A 17,853-nucleotide genomic window follows, 5' to 3' on the forward strand; every position below is an offset into this window, starting at 1 on the left:
GGGTGATTATTTTACATGGTGCGCTCAAAAGGTTTCAAAATACGCTGCCACTTTCGATTCAATCTATATAGTATCCAATAAAGATGTACAGGCGTGTTGTTAGTATAAGCGTAAGTCAAGCGCCAGCGGTGGAGCGTTACTAACAACACGCCTAGAAAAAAATCTTTATTGGATTTCATATACTATCAAATTCTGTCAAAACTGCTAAGGATAGGACTTACCGATCCCGATTTCCCAATAATCCTGGTTCCCGATAATTCCCAATTCACCTGTATGTAGCACCTTGGGGCGTCTTCCGCGCCGAAAAGTCAACGTTCCAACAATTTGTCCGCTAAAATTCCGCAACTTTAACCTCTCCTTGACCTAACTTTGCCCTTACTTCATCCGGAGTGTTAACTCCCAGTTTTGCTTTTAGTTCCTCAATATATACCGAATTGAGAGGCTTACAAAAAACCTCGTTGACTCGAAGATTCGCAATATGCTGGGAAGAGCCGGCCTGTATTACCAAGGCGGTATCAGATCCCCTTGCCGTTCCGGCTATCGCGATCACTTTCTCACCAACGGACAATAAACCTGCATCTATGGCCATAAGACCCCACTACCTTAATTATTACTTTCTTGTCTATTCCGCATTGTTTGAGCATACTAGCAGGAATTCGAATACCTTTAGAGTTCCCGATTCTAATAACATCGACTTCCATTCGCAACACCTCTGTGTAATTATATTGTAATTACAATGCAGCGGATCTTTTGGTGTTATGCAATATCTAATAAAATCTAATAGACTGCCAATAGCCTCTGTTAGTCCTTTAAGGATGACGCAGAGGCTATTCCCTTTAAAATGACATTGAATTATGTGTAGAACCTAGACTGACGTTCTACATAAGAAAAGACTAGACAAATCGAATGATTCATCTAGTCTTGAAGCCCTTAAATTCTCTAAGGTTACAAAACTTATGGTGCGCCCGGGAGGACTCGAACCTCCGGCAGACGCGGTTTAGGAAACCGCCGCTCTATCCACCTGAGCTACGAGCGCATGTTGATTATCAAGGGTTTCTTATCCTTCTTTACCTGTCTTACTGCTTAATTTAGATGCCTTAATTGCACTCAATGGCAACACTTTGGCAGCCATCCGACAGTAGCGGCAGCGGGCAAATCCTTTAATCTAACGGTAATTAGTATACTATATTGGTTGCCTGATGTCAATTGTAACCGAATGGTACGGCAAATCAAACGAATAAATGTAATGATAGTGGCAGAATTTGACTACTTTGATGTATATAAATAGTTAATTGGGATATTATGCGTTTCCCCGATATTCCATCTTTTACAGATTTTGTTGACGATTAAATAGTATAGGCAATATAATTACTTTGTACGTCAACAAACGGGGTGTATTTATGAGAGATAAGGTGCTTTCAATGGAACAGTCCGAGCAAACAGACAAACTATTTGCTTCAATAAAAGGCAAAATAGATACCGATAACTTTCAAGAGTATAATGATATTCTTAATTTCATCAATAATCCTTTAATTAACAATCTTACTTGGGCTGAGATACAACGGCTTGAAACTTGTCTAAAAGACTTAAAAAATGACATTGATAAATCTAAGCTTTCGGATTGCATAAGATATTGTAAATGGTTGAAGAAAAAATTAGATTTACACCAACTTGCAATTAATCACGAAAAGTTAAGGGTGAATAATCCCAAAAAGCACCACCCAATACGTCCGAGACGGGGTGAAATCTATCTAACAGAATTGGGGCAAAACATTGGTAAGGAGATTAATGGCGAGCACCTTGTTTTAATAGCCCAAAATAATAAGGCAAATATATTTGGAAATACGGTTGTTGTTATTCCCATTTCAAGTAGTCCAAAATTATACGCTACACACGAAATAATTCAAGCACCCGATATTGAAAAAGGTAGAATGAACCTTTTGCCATCTAAAGCCAAAACAGAACAGATACAGTTCATTGACAAAGCACGTCTCATCCATTGGGTTGCGACTTTGAAAGCCTCCGCTATAGAACGAATAACAAATAGATTAAAAAATACACTTGACATCCAATAGTCCAAGCCATTACAATTTAATTAAAGAATTATTTGGCTTAGCAATAGGCTAAGCACTTGGCTATGTAACGATAGCGTTTTTTTACAAAAAAGGAACTATTAAAAGTTCCTTTTTTGTATTCTCAATGAGTAATTTTTATTCTATATTGGCATACTATATATAAAAGATTATTTTGCTCAGCTTTAGGTTGAGCACCTGACGCTTGTTGGTAGAGGAGCACTTAGTGCTCCTCTACACTTTTTATTAATCCTGTTTTGCCTAAGTTAAAACTCATCTTTGACAGTTGAAAGCTGATTTTGTATATTTCCTGAGTCTGAAAATCCAGTAACCATGCGGGTTTTCAGGCCTTTCTATTGCAGATTTTTTCAAAAAATGTAGGTCAAACTATATTTGTATTTTTTGTTACAGGTTCCTTGTTTTAAAGAAATAAGTAGTATAATTGTAGGTGATAAACAGTGTGGTGGTGAGTCTCTTGTTTGCTCAAATTGTATCTACAAAAAAGCCTGATGGTAAAACCTACAGATACCTTCATATTGTCGAGTCATATCGGGAAGGAAAATCCGTCAAAAAGCGCCGTATTGCAAGCCTTGGCAATATTGACGAGTACTCCGAAAAGGAGATTGAACAGCTTATCCATAAGCTTGCGTCGCTCCTACAAAACCGTGTTACCGGTTCTATTGATGATTTGGAACCTGATAATTGCCTGCAGTTTGGGGTTCCCTACGTGGTTCAATTTTTGTGGGATCAATTGGGGTTGACAGAGGCTATCCGTAATGCACTCAAAGATCGTGACGTCACCTTCGACGTGGCCGGTTACGTGCAAGCGATGGTCATCAATCGCTTGCTGGATCCTTCTAGTAAGTTCCAACTGTTTAAAACTGTTGAAGACATGTATTTGCCGGAAGCAAACCACGATTGGCAACTGCAACATTTTTACCGTGCTCTGGATTATCTTATGGATATTAAGCCGCAGTTAGAGCGTTATTTATACAGCCAGCTTACTAACTTACTGAATTTCCGTTTGTCATTGGTACTCTATGATCTGACGAGCACACATTTGACCGGACATCACTGTCCCATCGCAGAGTATGGATACTCCCGCACTCATCGCCCGGACCTAAAACAGGTTGAACTTGGTTTGTTGGTAACCCCTGACGGCATTCCGATTACCCACGAAGTGTTTCCGGGTAAAACCCCGGATAAACAGACTGTTAAGGACATCCTAACGCGGTTAAAGCAGGAGTTTGCTGTAGAACAGTGCGTCTTTGTGGGTGACCGCGGAATAGTCACTAACGACAATCTGACGCTGCTGGCCGAGGCTAAGTACCCCTATATAGTCGGCTATCACAAACGGGGCCGGGTAGTTAGCGACGCTTTGTTGGAATCGTATGCAGACATCAAAGAATACGCTAAGATTAAAGACAACCTTTATTACCTAGAGGTGTCGGCTGCCCAGGTCGAGGATGATGCAAAGGATGCGTGTTCACGATATATTTTGTGTTACAATCCTGTAAAGGCTGTCCAAGACGAGGCTTTTCGCGATGAAGTTGCATTGGCAAAAGAGAAGTTACGCGATGGAAAGTTCGTAATCAAGACCAATACGACTTTACCGGCGCAGGAAGTTGTAGTTTCCTACAAGACTCTCATGAATGTGGAACGGGCTTTCCGGGAGATTAAGAACTTTCTTGATGTTGGTTGTTTATATCATTGGAACAAGAAGCGAGTTCGCGGCCATATCTTTGTATGCGTGTTAGCCTACCTGTTTGAGCAGGAACTTCAGGTGGTATATCGCCGGACCCTGGAGAAGGAAGCAGAACAGATCCGGCGGATTACCGACGAGAAAGAGCGGACAGCTAAGCAAGGCGAGTTGGAGGAACGCTGGTATACCGGCGAGCGAATTGTAAAGATTCCTTCCAAGCCCCGCAAGTTAGCGGGGCTAAAACACGTGTAGTGCAAACTTGTACCCACAAACCCTTGATATTACCGGGGGACTGTCAAAGATGAGGTTGATTACTGGTTTTACCATACCAATGACTTCCTTACGTCCCTGGCCTACCGTACTTCTAAAAACGAAAACAGCCTATCCTTCTGACGCGGCTATACGTAAGACCATTTACCCGCAATGGACTTGCCGCTCAGAACTGGACAGACTGTATTTCGCAGCTAATTTATTACTTACCAGTTAGCTAAAAATTTTAAATAATAGGACTTACAAATACCTTTATAGTCTTACCTTGATTTATAGTGGATATTGCCGCGGTTCCTTCTGAACTGAGATCCACTTTACAGTCGTAAAATCGTCAATGGTCCATTCCGATCCACAATATCTACCCAGTCCAGAGGCTTTTTCTCCTCCAAACGGAGCGCCCGGATCAACATTTACTGTTTGATCATTAACATGAATCATGCCTGTTTCGATTTGTTGTGCCACTTTAATGCCCCGCTCAAGTGACCCGGAAAATACAGCTCCACTTAATCCGAAATCACTGTCATTTGCGACCCTAATGGCCTCTTCCTCACTGTCTACAGGCATAATAATAGCAACAGGGCTAAAGAGTTCCGTCTGGGCGATAGTCATAGCATTGGTCACATTCGTGACAACAGATGGCTCCATTAATGTTCCTTCTATTTTTCCCCGGATTTCAATTGTTGCACCTTCATTAGTACAACCATCTAATACTTTTACTACCTTATCCACTTGTTTTTTGTTGATCAGCGGCCCAATGATCGTATCTGGCTCGTCTGGATTCCCTACCTTGACCTTTGCAGTTAGTTTTTTAAACTTATCAACAAATTCTGAATAGATTTTACGGTCAACGATAATGCGATTTGTTGCAATACAAATCTGGCCTTGATGAAAATATCTGCCAACCGCTGCGGCGGCAACCGCTTGATCCACATCTGCATCATCAAGAACAATAAACACATTGTTGCCACCAAGTTCTAGCGCAGTCTTTTTTAAATTTTTTCCGGCGATCTCACCGATTCGTTTTCCCACTTCAGTAGAACCCGTAAACGAAATAACTCTGGGAATCGGATGTTCTACCATATAATCACCAATTTCTTCATGAGCGGCCACCACCACATTGAGTACACCTTTGGGAAGACCGGCGTCTTCAAAAATTTTCGCAATCATTAATCCACCGGTAATTGGGGTTAGAGAAGCAGGTTTTAATACAATACTGTTTCCGGCTGCGATCGCTGGCGCCACGCCGCGAATACTCAAATAGAGAGGCCAATTCCATGGTGAAATCATGCCAACGACACCGACGGGATTACGATAAACTCTATTTTCCTTTCCTGGTACACAGGAAGGAAAAATAGTGGCATTCATCATCATTGGATACTTTGCTGCTTCCTTTATATCGGCGATTGAACAATCCACCTCAACATTTGCCTTTATTCTTGTACTCCCGCTTTCTTCTATTAACATATTTACAAGCTCTTCTCTACGTTCAGCAAAAAGTGCCGCAACCCGTTCCATGAGACTAATTTTCTCATAAGCCGGCACGCCTGCCCAGCTTGGTTGGGACATTTTCGCTTTTTTATAGGCTTCATCAATATCCTGTTTATTGGCAAGTTTAATCTCAGTAAGCACTTCCCCGTTGTACGGATTTTTAATAATTGCCCGATTATTGCTGAACCCATCTTTCCATACACCGCCAATATAAAGTTTATTCCAAGAGGAATATTTAACCTCCGCTTATTTTAGAGTGCGTGAACAGGGTTACCTGCTGCGTCTCTATTATAAGGAGCTTTTTTATGGTTTGCCGGGATAATACTGGTATATAGACTGATTTTGGTTGCTTTTGGATAATTTTAGGCAGTTTTAAACCTTGATGTTTTTAAGTGAATTTATTGCAATGCTACTGATGAAATGTATATTCGCGTTCATATTACTCCAAAATTGGGGCATATTCCATTGCAAAAGCTTACAACCTCACAGTTAAATAACTTCTATGCCGATATGATGAAAGTAAAATGTATGGATAAAGAGCAATTTCTCAGTCCTAGAACCATTTTGAGAATACATAACGTTATCCACAACTGCTTAGAGTTTGCCATTCGGGATAACATACCTTTATCTTTCTATTTATCCACAAGCGGCAAAACCCAACTTATCCACAATAACAACCCCTGATTTTGTGATATTCGCGTATCAGGCGATAAGTTTTCCCCAAACTATTCGCTAAGTTATCCACATTTTTAGGTGTTTTGGGGATAACTTTGTGGATAAACTTTAAAACCCGTGCAACAATAGTACTTTCTACATTACTTTCAGGAACAAAAAAGCGTGACACTTAGTCACGCTACCGGATGGCTCCAGTCCACATATACTCCTATTTTTTCCCACATGCGGGTAAGCGCCGCTTGGAGATTATCAATACTTTCCGCCGGCCGGACAGTGACATCTTTAAAATCCATCAGTCCTTCGCCGGCTAAACGGATAACATGTTCTGACGCCAGATAGGTTTCGACGACCTGACGAATAGCAGCATTATCTAAAACCACTTTAACCTTTTTGGACTCCTGGTCATACTCCACAAAACCGTAATCGTTACCATGGTGGATGGCTACTTTATAGGATTGCTGCAAGACTATCGCCTCTTTTCTTAGAAAAAAATTATTACCAGTCATTATAATATTATACTGATATTTAATTAAATCCTGCAAGTTTCACTTTATTCCGCCCGCCGGTACAGAGGTTTAAGCCGCTGTTCCATAGTAATGTCAGGGACCTGGGACGCCACCTGAGCTTCAGCAAAAAACTCCATTTGCGAATTGATTGCCTTACCCCGCTTATCGACACGGCGGTAAGAGCCGTCCCGTTTCATAATATATGCTTTTTGGTTGTCAGCCAGCGTAATTGCAATAATGTTTTTAATCCGCTCAATATGATTGGGGTCTTCAATCGGGAAAAACAATTCCACCCGTTCATTCAGATTGCGCGGCATCCAGTCGGCGCTGGATAAAAATACCCGTTCATCACCACCATTGCCAAAATAAAATATGCGGTGATGCTCCAAAAACCTTCCAACAATACTGCGTACCGATATATTGTCGCTTACACCGGGAACTCCTGGTCTGAGAACACAAATTCCCCGGATGATCAGGTCGATTTTGACCCCATGACAGGATGCCTGGTACAGCTTAAGGATAATATCTTTATCAACAAGTGAATTCATCTTGGCAATAATCCGGCCGCCTTGGCCCGCCTTGGCAAACTCAATCTCGCGGTCAATGAGTTCTTTGATTTTTTCCCGGAGACCCAGTGGCGCAACAACAATTTTGTTCCACATCGGGGGATCAGAATAACCGGACAGCACATTAAAGAAAGCCGACGCATCGGCGCCAAACTGGTCATTGGCGGTAAACAAGCCCATGTCGGTATACATTTTGGCGGTAGCATCATTGTAGTTGCCTGTGCCCATATGGACATAACGCTTGATGCCATCAAACTCCTGCCTGACTACCAGAATCATTTTGGCGTGGGTTTTTAGGCCAACCAGGCCGTAAATTACATGACAGCCGGCTTCTTCTAAGCGCTTGGCCCATAAAATATTGTTTTCTTCGTCAAACCTGGCTTTTAACTCGACCAGCACGGTGACCTGCTTACCGTTTTCAGCCGCCTGGGCCAGCGCCCGGACAATGGGAGAATTGCCGCTGACACGGTACAAGGTCTGTTTGATCGCCAGTACTTTCGGGTCAGTGGCAGCCTGCCTGACAAATTCCACTACCGGTTCAAACGACTCATAAGGATGGTGCAGCAGGATGTCGCGTTCACGAATAGTGTCAAATAAACTATCGGCGCCGATAAGATCTTGTGCCAGTTGGGGAATCATCGGATTGTGACGGAACTTATCCAGCCCCGGCAACTCGCTAAACTTGAAAAAGCAAGTAGCATCAAGCGGCCCGGGCACTTCATAAATATCCTGCTCTTCAATATTGAGGGTCCGCACAAGTAATTCGCGCAGTTGCTTGTTGTTAGGTCGGCCAAATTCAAGCCGCACGGCTTGACCACGCTTGCGCTGGCGCAGCGATTTCTCAACTTCCACCAGCAGGTCTTCGGCCTCTTCCTCGTCAATGGAGAGGTCGGCATTCCGGGTAATACGGAACGGCACTACGTCTTTAATGGTATAGCCATAGAAAAAGTTGGCGCAATAACGCTTAATGATATCTTCCAAAAATACAAACTGTCGTTTTTCGCCGGCGGAAGGCGCTTCAATAATTCGCGGCAGCACGGCCGGCACCTGAATCACGGCAGTATTGGGTTCACCCCGTTCCCGGCAGAGAAGTATCGCCAGATTAAGACTGCGGTTGGCCAAAAAGGGAAAAGGATGACCGGCGTCCACCGCCATGGGGGTAATGACGGGAAAGATCGTATTGGTAAAAAAATTCTCAATCCATTCTTGCGCCCGTTCATCAAGACTGTTGATATCGTTAAAATAGATATTCGCCGCTTCAAGCTCCCGCAGGATATTTTTCAAATACCGGTATTGAAGCTTAACGAGCTCATGCGTATCCTCGGCAATACATTTCAATTGCTCACTAACCGATAAGCCGGCAGCATCAACCTTATTGATACCGCTTTCCAGGCGGTGTTTAAGCCCGGCCACACGAATCATAAAAAATTCATCCAAATTCGAACTGGTAATAGCAATAAATTTTAATCGTTCAAGGAGCGGCTTGTGTTTGACATCGGCTTCACCCAGCACCCGCCGGTTAAATTTGAGCCAGCTAAGTTCACGGTTGAAAAAATATTCAGGACTGTCATGTATATCGCACCTTATATCGCTAGTCATAGTAATTACCCCGCCCGTCTGATTAATATAGCCCTTATGCCAAAAACATCTTCAAAAAAATCGGCCTTATCGGCAAATGTCCAGCCTTCAAGTGACATATCTTCACTACTGGTTACAGAAATGATCAGTTCATCGCCACGCAACACGGCTTCGGCCTGGCTTACTTTTTGGCGGTGACTGCGGTCAATGGCGTCAGCCAGCCGGATAATAGCCGAAAGCTTGGAGACGGTAACTTTTTGTTCCTGCGTCAAAACGGCAAAGTTGGCATCGCTGTCAGCCGGCGTGCCTTTGGAATGATAAAAGGCCACATTGGCCATTACCTGTTTTTCGGTTTCGGATAAACCCATTATATCTGACGAAACTATGAGCCGGTAAGAATAAAAATAATGCCGTCTGAGATTTACATATTTGCCAATATCATGAAGAATCGCAGCTACTTGTAAAAGCAGCCGGTGCCGTTCGCCCAGTCCATGGATACGCGCCAGCTTATCAAATAACAGCAGTGACCATTTTTCAACAGCAGCGGCATGAGCAGGATCATAATAAAATTTTTTGCCAATCTCCCAACACAGACTGATAAGCTGATTTTCAATGAGCTTATTATGTTCATGTCCGGTTTTTTCAGCAATATGTTTGACAACAATACCGTCAATAAACTGATCGCTCGGAATAACGATTTCCTCAGGATTGGTCAGCGACACGATCTGCTTATACAACAAGATGGTCGGCAACACAACATCGGCCTTATGCTCGGTTAGATTAAACGTCTTTATTATCTGGGGCAATTTAAGGAACCGCACTTGTTTATAGAGGTCGTCGAACTCGGACAAACTGACAAAGGTAACTTTACCTTGTTCTTTTCCCAGCATTTTTAAAAACAGCTTGGTTTCGGTGCCTGACAGCACCAGCCGCTTGATATCGTGACGGCTCATTTCTTTTTCCACCGGTTCAATCGTGCTTATTATATATTCAGATAATGCCTCATGAAAATGGGCTGAGTCGCGCTGGCACTTATCAAAGCTTTCTTTAATCCGGAGCGCACCAATATGAATATTTTGCTGATAACAAAGCTTTCCCTCTTTATACAAGGTAAAGCCAAGGCCGCCGGAAGATATATCAACAAACAGCATACCGTCTTGAGAATTCATCAATCCATGGTCGGTCACTGTTTTAACCAACGAAATATACTTATAAAAAATTTCTTGGGGCATATCGACAACTTCAACGTTAAACCCCGTTTTTACCTTAATTTGGTCAATTATATACGACTGGTTATGAGCTTCGCGGACAGCGGTCGTAGCTACCAGACGGTAGTCGCGCACCCCGTATTCGGTAAGGAGACGGCGATAGCCTTTTAAGAGCTCGCAAATCTCACTCACAGCGCCAAAACTAATACGCTCAGTCTTGAACGTTTCCTCGCCCAGCATTACCTGCCGGTAACTTTGTTCAATAATTTTTATATCGTCCAGGCTGGTGTACTCGACAATCTGGACGCCAATTTGCTCTGAGCCGACATGAATGGCGGCGAACATATCAGGAGCATGCCTGGCCATGGTATGACCCCCAAATATCTTAATTTATATAATATGCATCATTTCGACAATTAGAACGAGAAATCCTGTAATGAATTTATGAGTTAATACTAAACTAACTGTAAATTAACAAAATTTAACCAAACTGTCTTCCCGGCCCTATTCGGTCAAATAAAAAAGTTTTTATCATGAGAATATCAGCAAGAATTTTATCAAGAATAGCGAATAACTATGTATATCATTCTTACTCCGATTGCAGTTAGGAGCTGAAGTATTTTGACAGAACGGGTAGCAATCATCGACTTGGGCTCAAACTCCGCCCGCCTGATTGTTATGCATATCTATCATAATGGCGCTTATAATCTAGTCTATCACCAAAAAGAATCGGTACGGCTCAGCGAAGGCATGGATGAAACCGGAATGTTGACCAAGGACGCAATGGGGCGGGCTATCGGCACGCTTAAAGTTTTCGCCCATATGTGCGAAATCGTGAAAGTAGATAAAATATTGGCTGTCGCCACGGCCGCCGTACGCAATGCCAAGAACGGCGGCGAGTTTATCAACATGGTCCGCCAGCAAACCGGCATACCTCTTTCAATTATTAGCGGTGAAACCGAAGCGCGCCTGGGGTATAGCGGTATCATCAACACCCTTGATATTGAAGACGCCTTGCTTTTTGACTTAGGCGGCGGCAGTACTGAAATAACGCTCATCAGGGACCGGCAGCCAACCGAAGTAGTCAGCCTGCCGTTTGGCGCCGTCAACCTTACGGAAAGGTTTGGCGCCCAAGATAAAGTCAGCGATATGCAATTAGCGGCCATGCGCGAATTTGTTGTAGGCCACCTGGAACAATTACCGTGGATGAAACGCCTGGCGCTCCCTATCGTAGGCGTAGGCGGCACAGCCCGCAACATCGCCAAAATGGACCAAAAACGCAAGAACTATCCCTTTCCCAAAGTTCACAACTATCGTTTCGGCCCTATGGCTTTTGATGAATTATGGCGGACAATCACCAAAACCAATCTGGCTCAACGCCGCAAGTTTCCTGGGCTGAGCAGCGAACGCGCCGATATTATTATCGCCGGAACAACCATTGTCAAATCGCTAATCGACGTAGCACAAGCCACGAATATTGTTATTAGCGGCTGTGGTGTACGCGAGGGTATGTTTCTCAAGTATTATCTGGCCAAACAGCACCAGCCTGAGATTATTCCCGATATTCTCCTCCACTCCACCCGTAATATGCTATTATTCTATAAGGGCAACGAAGCCCACGCCTATCATGTGGCCAAATTGGCTGAGAAGATGTTCGACGGTTGGCAGCCTCTTTTAAAACTAACCACCCGCGACCGCAAGCTTCTTAAGGTAGCCGCCCTGCTGCACGACATCGGCATTACCATCAATTATTACGACCATGCCCGTCATAGCGCCTATCTGGTCGAAAATGCCCGCCTGTTCGGCCTGACTCACCGTGAACAGATGCTGGTAGCTGTTGTCGCCGGCTGGCATAACGGCCCGGCAGCCAAATATGTCCGTAACAAGCTCTATAGTGAGTTTCTTGACCAGCACGACTGGCAGACAGCCCGCAAGCTGGCGCTGCTTCTGGCTTTGGCCGAAAGCCTGGAAACAACGCAGCTTGGCCTGATACCCAACGTCCAGCCGGCAATCGCCGGCAAACAAGCGCATTTGCGATTGCTCACCAACGACCCGGTAAGCATTGAGCGTCAAGCAGCAGCCGGACACCGTAAATGGTTCAAAAAAGAATTAGGGCTAGATTTGATCATTGAGTAAAAAGAGCGCCAGAGGCGCTCTTTTTTGCTTTTTTCATTTCACCAGATGACAAGCCACAAACCGCCCGCTTATCTCCCTGAATTCCGGTTCTTGCCTGCTGCAAATATTCTGGCAGGCCGGACAGCGGGTGTGAAAGCGGCAGCCTGACGGCGGGTTGGCCGGACTGGGCACATCCCCTTGCAGAATAATGCGGTTTTTCTTGACTCCCGGCTCAGGCAGCGGAATGGCTGATAACAACGTCCGGGTGTAAGGATGCAAGGGGTTTTTGATCAACTCGTCCCCTTCGGCTAATTCGACCATTTTGCCCAAGTACATAACACCGATGCGGTCAGAGATGTGCTTAATGACATTAAGGCCATGGGCGATAAACAGATAAGTTAGCCCTAACTCCTGCTGCAACTCCACCAGGAGGTTTAAGATCTGCGACTGGATTGAGACATCAAGCGCCGACACCGGTTCGTCACAGACGATCAGCTTAGGCTCGACGGCCAGCGCCCGGGCAATACCGATCCGCTGGCGCTGACCGCCCGAAAATTCATGGGGATAACGTCCGGCGTGCTGCGGACCCAAGCCAACCAGGCGCAGCAGCTTTTCAACACGCTTGGTACGGTCCGGCCCGGCGGCAATGTTATGAAGCATCAGCGGTTCAGCAATGATATCACCTACCGCCATGCGCGGATTGAGGGAAGCATACGGGTCCTGAAATACAATCTGGGCGTGACGGCGGAAATTCTTGAGCTCAGGTTTCTTAAATTTGGCAACATCCTGACCTTGAAACAGCACTTCGCCGGCGGTAGGTTCGATCAGTCGCAGCACTAATAAGCCGGTAGTTGACTTCCCACAGCCTGATTCCCCCACCAAGCCAAGCGTTTCGCCGCTTCTGACAGAAAATGATATACCGTCCACTGCCCGGACATGACCGACCGGGCGTCCAAATAAACCGCCCCTGATGGGAAAGTATTTTTTTAAATTGCGGATTTCAAGCAAAGTACTATTAGCTGTCATGCGGTAATACCTCCCAGCGGGTAATGGCAAGCTACCAGGCGGCCGTCGGTCTGGCAAACAAGTTCGGGCTGTACCACACGGCATTTGTCCCTAACATGCTCGCAACGGTCGGCAAACGTGCACCCGGGCGGTAAGAAGGCAAGATCAGGCACAACACCTTCAATGGTATGCAAAAGCTGTTTTTTCCTGCCGTCAAGACGCGGTATGGATTCCATCAGTCCGGCGGTATAGGGATGGCGTGGCGCGGCAAATACCGCTTCCACCGTCCCCTGTTCCACAATACGGCCGGCATACATAACCGCCATGTTTTGCGCCATTTCGGCCACAACACCAAGATCATGGGTAATGAGGATGAGGGCGGTGTTGAACTCCTGAGCTAAATTTCTGATTAAATCCAAAATCTGGGCTTGAATGGTTACGTCCAGCGCTGTTGTCGGTTCGTCAGCCAACAGGAGTTTGGGATTGCAGGCCAGAGCCATGGCAATCATGACCCGTTGCCGCATGCCGCCGCTCATTTGGTGGGGATACTCTTTGGCGCGTTGTCCGGCGGCCGGAATGCCGACAAGATCAAGCATTTCAACAGCCCGCCGCCAGGCAGCTTTTTTGTCGGCAGACCCATGCACGCGTACCGACTCGGCAATCTGGTCGCCGACAGTATAGGCCGGATTGAGCGAAGTCATGGGCTCCTGAAAGATCATGGATATTTCCTTGCCGCGAATGTCCCGCACTTCCGGCCCGGTCATTTTAAGTATATCCCAGCCCTGAAACATGATTTCGCCGCTTAAACGGGCAGGCGGCTCCGGCACTAACCGCATAACCGACATGGCGGTTACGCTTTTGCCGCAGCCGGATTCGCCGACAAGCGCCAGCATTTCGCCCGGCTTGACGGCAATGCTGACATCGTCAACCGCTTTTACTACTCTTTTGCCGATATAAAAATGAGTCTTTAAATGATTTATTGCCAGTAGCGGCTGGCTCATTGTTGTTTCGGTCATAGCGCGCCTCCTATTTCAACCGGGGATCAAGCACATCGCGCAAGCCGTCACCCAGCAGGTTGAAGGCCATAACGGTCAGCGTGATTGCTATCCCCGGAAATGTAACAATATGCGGCGCATTGAAGATGGTCTGCCGGCCTGAACCCAGCATGGTGCCCCATTCAGCCGTGGGCGGCTGTACACCAAGACCGAGAAAACCCAGGGCGGCAGCTTCTAAAATAGCCACTGAAACCCCAATGGTGGCGCGGACAATGATGGGGGCCAGCACGTTGGGAAGAATATGCGCGAAAATTAGCCGGCGGTCACTATTGCCAATAGCCCGGGCGGCCATGACGTAAACATTTTCTTTTACTGACAGCACGCTCCCCCGGACGATGCGGGCATACTGGGGGATTGACACAATACCGATAGCGATGACCGCTTTTTCCACACCCCGCCCAAGCACTGTCATGAAGGCGATGGCCAGCAAGATACTGGGGAAAGACAGCATAATATCCATAACCCCCATGATGGCTGTATCTGTTTTGCCGCCGTAAAAGCCGGCGATTGCCCCCAGGATTACGCCGCACGCAAGCGCCAGCGTCACGGCTTCAACGCCGACAATGAGCGAAATACGCGCGCCGTAAAGAATCCGGGACAGGATATCGCGTCCCAGCTCGTCGGTCCCCATAATATGGGAAGCGCTGGGTGGCTTTAACGCATTAGGCATATTGCTGTCATAAGGGTCATACGGTGCCAGCACCGGGGCTAAAACTGCGCAGAATACTAATATCACCAGCATCGTCAGACCAATCATGGCTGAGGTTGAAGCTTTGAACCGTTCCATAAATTCGGCGCGGCGCGACTTGACCGGCGGGGTGGCCGGGCTGAAGACCGGTTGGGTTTTGATGTTCATATTTGTTTCCATAATTATCACCACCTGGCGCTATGAATGCTGTATCCGGGGGTCGAGATACGAGTAGAGTATATCAACAATAAGATTTACCAGAACAAAGATGGTGCCGATTAACAGTACCGCTCCCTGAACCCGGGGATAGTCGGAAGCAAGGATGCCCTCGACAACATAGGAACCGATACCCGGCCAGGAAAAGACCGTTTCGGTCAGCACCGCCCCGCCCAGGAGCGAGCCCATTTGCAGGCCGATTACGGTAACAATCGGGATTAGCGCATTTCTCAGCGCATGCTTGATGATAACCACCTGCTCCCGCAAGCCCTTAGCCCTGGCGGTACGGATATAGTCCTGGCGGATGGTTTCCAGCATAGTAGCCCTGGTCATGCGGGCGATAATGGCTGTTGAATACGAGCCCAACGCCGCCGCCGGCATAATCAGGTGGCTTACTGCGTCCCGCAAGGCACCCATATCACCCGTAATCAGGGCGTCGACAATATACATGCCGGTAATCGTTTCCGGCGCCATGCCAATGCTGATGCGTCCTGAAGAGGGCAGCCAGCCTAACGTGACCGAGAAGACAATAATCATCATGAGGCCAAGCCAGAATATCGGCATGCTGACCCCCATGAGGGCCGCCACCATAGAACCGTAGTCAAACAGTGAATTTTGTTTAACCGCCGAGATAACCCCCAAAATGATGCCAAACACCGAAGCAATCAGGATTGCGGCCAAGGCCAGTTCAACAGTTGCCGGAAAACGTTTGACAAGCTCATCGGTAATCGAGGTCTTGGTAATAACCGAAGTGCCTAAGTCGCCGTGGGCGGCTTTGGCTAAATAGTCGGCAAACTGAATATATATCGGTTTGTTAAGTCCCAGTTCCTCCCTGAGCGCTTCCACCCGGTCGGTAGTAGCATGCTGACCAAGAATTATCTCCGCCGGGTCGGTGGTAAACAGGTGCATTACTACAAATGTCGCCAGCGATACGCCAAACAGCACCGGAATGAGCAGCAGCAGGCGGCGGACTATGTACTTAGCCACTACGTTAACCTCCTTATCATCCTATTATTGATAAAGAAGGTGATTTCGCGGAAACCACCTTCTTTGGTATCAGCCTGTTATTTATTCTTTGGATACAATATTCAGCCAGTGAACACCGACAGGGTGGAGGGCAAAGCCTTTAATATTAGGCCGGTAAGCAGCCATATCCATGCTATGGCTGATGAGCACCCAAGGAGCATCTTCCACAATAATCTTCTGGGCTTCAGCGTAGATGGCGGCCCGTTTGGCCGGGTCCAAAGTTGTGCGGCCCTGCTCGATTAACTGGTCATATTGGGGATTGGAGTATTTGGACGCATTGAGGCTGCCTTTGATTTGTGCCGTTTCGAGCAGCATGAGGAAGTTGTCGGCGTCGCCATTATCACCAATCCAGCCATAGAAATAGGCATCGCCTTCACCGTTTTTAAGCACTTGTTTGTACTCTTTCCACGGATAGGATTTGATGTTCATTTTAACACCGATTTTGGCCAGGTCTGCCTGAACGGCAGCAGCCAGTTTCTCGCCGTTAACCGGGTTATAGGGCCGCGGGTTGGAATAGGTAATGCAGGTAAATTCAAAGCCATTGGGATAACCGGCTTTAGCTAACAGTTTCTTAGCTTCTTCGACGTTATACTCATACGGTTTAACATCTTTGGAATAGCCGGGGATAAAGTCGGGCAAGGGTGAATTAGGCAGCTTGGCCTGACCTTGATACAGAAAATCAACTAAATGCCGACGGTTGATAGCCATACTTATGGCCTTGCGCAAGTCAAGATTGTCGAACGGCTTTTTATAGGTATAAAAACCCATGTAGTTAATGTTCATTCCCGGTGTCTTAATAACTGTCATGCCTTTGCCTTCGAGGGTCTTAATGTCGTTGGTGTCCACGCCGTCCATAATGTCGGTCGATCCTGTTATCAGGTCAGAAGCACGGACCGAATTTTCTTTGGTAAATTTATAGACAACTTTGGGCATTTTGGGTTTGTCGCCCCAATAGCCGTCAAAGGCGGTAAGTTCAATTTGCTGGCCTTTATCCCATTTAACAAATTTGTACGGGCCGGTGCCAACCGGGTTTTCAATAAACTTGTCACCATATTTCTTAACCGCTTCAGGGCTGACGATAGGTGCGGCCAGAGCCATAGCCATGTTGGCCAGGAACGGTGCCGACGGTTTTTCCAAAACGACTTTGACGGTGTAGTCATCGACAACTTCTACCTTTTGGACCCCGGCATAGGTAAAGTCGGCATACGGCATGTCTTCTTTAACATTGGGTTTAAGCTGGCGTTCCATGCTGAATTTAACAGCCTGAGCGTTAAATGGCGTGCCGTCATGGAATTTTACGCCTTGACGCAATTTAAAGGTAATTTCCTTGCCGTCCGGGCTGACCGTCCACTCGGTTGCTAACAGCGGCTGGATTTCCGTGCTGCCCGGTTTATAACGGACAAGCCCTTCAAAAATTTGGGTGATAATCTTGGCTGATTCGCCGTCATCCACATAAGCCGGGTCAAGCCCACGCGGATCAGAACCTTGCGCGAACACCAGCACATTGGCCGCGCCCGTGCCGGCCGTTTTCTTGTCGCCGCCTCCGCCACAGCCAGCTAAAACAATGCTGGCTACAAACATTACGGTCAGAATGAGCGCCAACCATTTCTTACTCATGCTAATACCTCCCATAAACAGTTAAATATGTTAACGCAAACTGAATTATATAAATTATCCATCAAT

At 46.3% G+C, this 17,853-nt stretch carries 14 protein-coding genes and 1 tRNA gene; 4 read left to right on the plus strand and 11 right to left on the minus strand.

What is annotated here, in order from left to right:
* Positions 1-331 precede the first annotated feature (331 nt).
* Both SCACP_RS20295 and SCACP_RS20300 read right to left on the minus strand, forming a co-directional pair.
* Positions 332-589 carry a hypothetical protein gene (locus SCACP_RS20295; RefSeq protein WP_425059289.1) on the minus strand — a complete coding sequence of 86 codons (258 nt, stop codon included), beginning with the start codon at positions 587-589 and terminating at the stop codon, positions 332-334.
* Positions 590-957: 368 nt separating this feature from the next.
* A tRNA-Arg gene (locus SCACP_RS20300) sits at positions 958-1,036 on the minus strand.
* Positions 1,037-1,400: 364 nt separating this feature from the next.
* Here SCACP_RS20300 and SCACP_RS20305 point away from each other — a divergent pair.
* Both SCACP_RS20305 and SCACP_RS20310 read left to right on the plus strand, forming a co-directional pair.
* A complete protein-coding gene (locus tag SCACP_RS20305; protein ID WP_425059290.1) occupies positions 1,401-2,075 on the plus strand; it encodes a type II toxin-antitoxin system PemK/MazF family toxin in 675 nt (224 codons plus the stop codon).
* A 472-nt stretch (positions 2,076-2,547) separates the two neighbouring features.
* Positions 2,548-4,026, plus strand: a complete 1,479-nt coding sequence (locus tag SCACP_RS20310; RefSeq protein WP_425059291.1) for an IS1634 family transposase — start codon at positions 2,548-2,550, stop codon at positions 4,024-4,026.
* Between the two features lie 288 nt (positions 4,027-4,314).
* Here SCACP_RS20310 and SCACP_RS20315 read toward each other — a convergent pair whose 3' ends face one another.
* Positions 4,315-5,742: an aldehyde dehydrogenase family protein gene (locus tag SCACP_RS20315; protein ID WP_425061460.1), complete on the minus strand. Its 1,428-nt coding sequence runs from the start codon at positions 5,740-5,742 to the stop codon at positions 4,315-4,317.
* Positions 5,743-5,952: 210 nt separating this feature from the next.
* Between SCACP_RS20315 and SCACP_RS20320 the strand changes: the two genes are divergently transcribed.
* Complete coding sequence (locus SCACP_RS20320; RefSeq protein WP_425059292.1) at positions 5,953-6,216, plus strand: hypothetical protein; 264 nt, start codon at positions 5,953-5,955, stop codon at positions 6,214-6,216.
* Positions 6,217-6,380: 164 nt separating this feature from the next.
* On the opposite strand, the gene SCACP_RS20325 is transcribed toward SCACP_RS20320, so the two are convergent.
* The 3 genes from SCACP_RS20325 to SCACP_RS20335 are packed head-to-tail and all read right to left on the minus strand — an operon-like array spanning position 6,381 to position 10,431.
* Positions 6,381-6,713, minus strand: a complete 333-nt coding sequence (locus SCACP_RS20325) for a hypothetical protein (RefSeq protein WP_425059293.1) — start codon at positions 6,711-6,713, stop codon at positions 6,381-6,383.
* Positions 6,714-6,757: 44 nt separating this feature from the next.
* Positions 6,758-8,878: an RNA degradosome polyphosphate kinase gene (locus SCACP_RS20330; protein ID WP_425059294.1), complete on the minus strand. Its 2,121-nt coding sequence runs from the start codon at positions 8,876-8,878 to the stop codon at positions 6,758-6,760.
* 5 nt (positions 8,879-8,883) lie between these two features.
* A complete protein-coding gene (locus tag SCACP_RS20335; protein ID WP_425059295.1) occupies positions 8,884-10,431 on the minus strand; it encodes an HD domain-containing protein in 1,548 nt (515 codons plus the stop codon).
* 255 nt (positions 10,432-10,686) lie between these two features.
* On the opposite strand from SCACP_RS20335, the gene ppx reads away from it, so the two are divergent.
* Positions 10,687-12,201, plus strand: coding sequence for an exopolyphosphatase (gene ppx, locus SCACP_RS20340; protein WP_425059296.1), 1,515 nt, complete (start codon positions 10,687-10,689; stop codon positions 12,199-12,201).
* Between the two features lie 33 nt (positions 12,202-12,234).
* Here the strand turns inward: ppx and SCACP_RS20345 are convergent, their stop codons facing one another.
* The 5 genes from SCACP_RS20345 to SCACP_RS20365 form a co-directional block, all read right to left on the minus strand.
* Positions 12,235-13,206, minus strand: coding sequence for an ABC transporter ATP-binding protein (locus SCACP_RS20345; protein ID WP_425059297.1), 972 nt, complete (start codon positions 13,204-13,206; stop codon positions 12,235-12,237).
* Positions 13,203-14,201: an ABC transporter ATP-binding protein gene (locus SCACP_RS20350; protein WP_425059298.1), complete on the minus strand. Its 999-nt coding sequence runs from the start codon at positions 14,199-14,201 to the stop codon at positions 13,203-13,205. Before SCACP_RS20350 ends, SCACP_RS20345 begins: the two co-directional genes overlap by 4 nt.
* A gap of 10 nt (positions 14,202-14,211) precedes the next feature.
* Entirely contained in the window at positions 14,212-15,108 is an 897-nt protein-coding gene (locus SCACP_RS20355) for an ABC transporter permease (protein ID WP_425059299.1), read from the minus strand.
* Positions 15,109-15,126: 18 nt separating this feature from the next.
* The gene (locus SCACP_RS20360) at positions 15,127-16,131 is read right to left on the minus strand and encodes an ABC transporter permease (protein WP_425059300.1); all 1,005 of its coding nucleotides are present in this window, start codon (positions 16,129-16,131) and stop codon (positions 15,127-15,129) included.
* An 81-nt stretch (positions 16,132-16,212) separates the two neighbouring features.
* A complete protein-coding gene (locus SCACP_RS20365) occupies positions 16,213-17,787 on the minus strand; it encodes an ABC transporter substrate-binding protein (protein ID WP_425059301.1) in 1,575 nt (524 codons plus the stop codon).
* Positions 17,788-17,853 lie beyond the last annotated feature (66 nt).

This window comes from Sporomusaceae bacterium ACPt, from assembly GCA_041428575.1.
GTDB classification, from domain to species: Bacteria; Bacillota; Negativicutes; order Sporomusales; family Sporomusaceae; genus Sporomusa_D; species Sporomusa_D carbonis.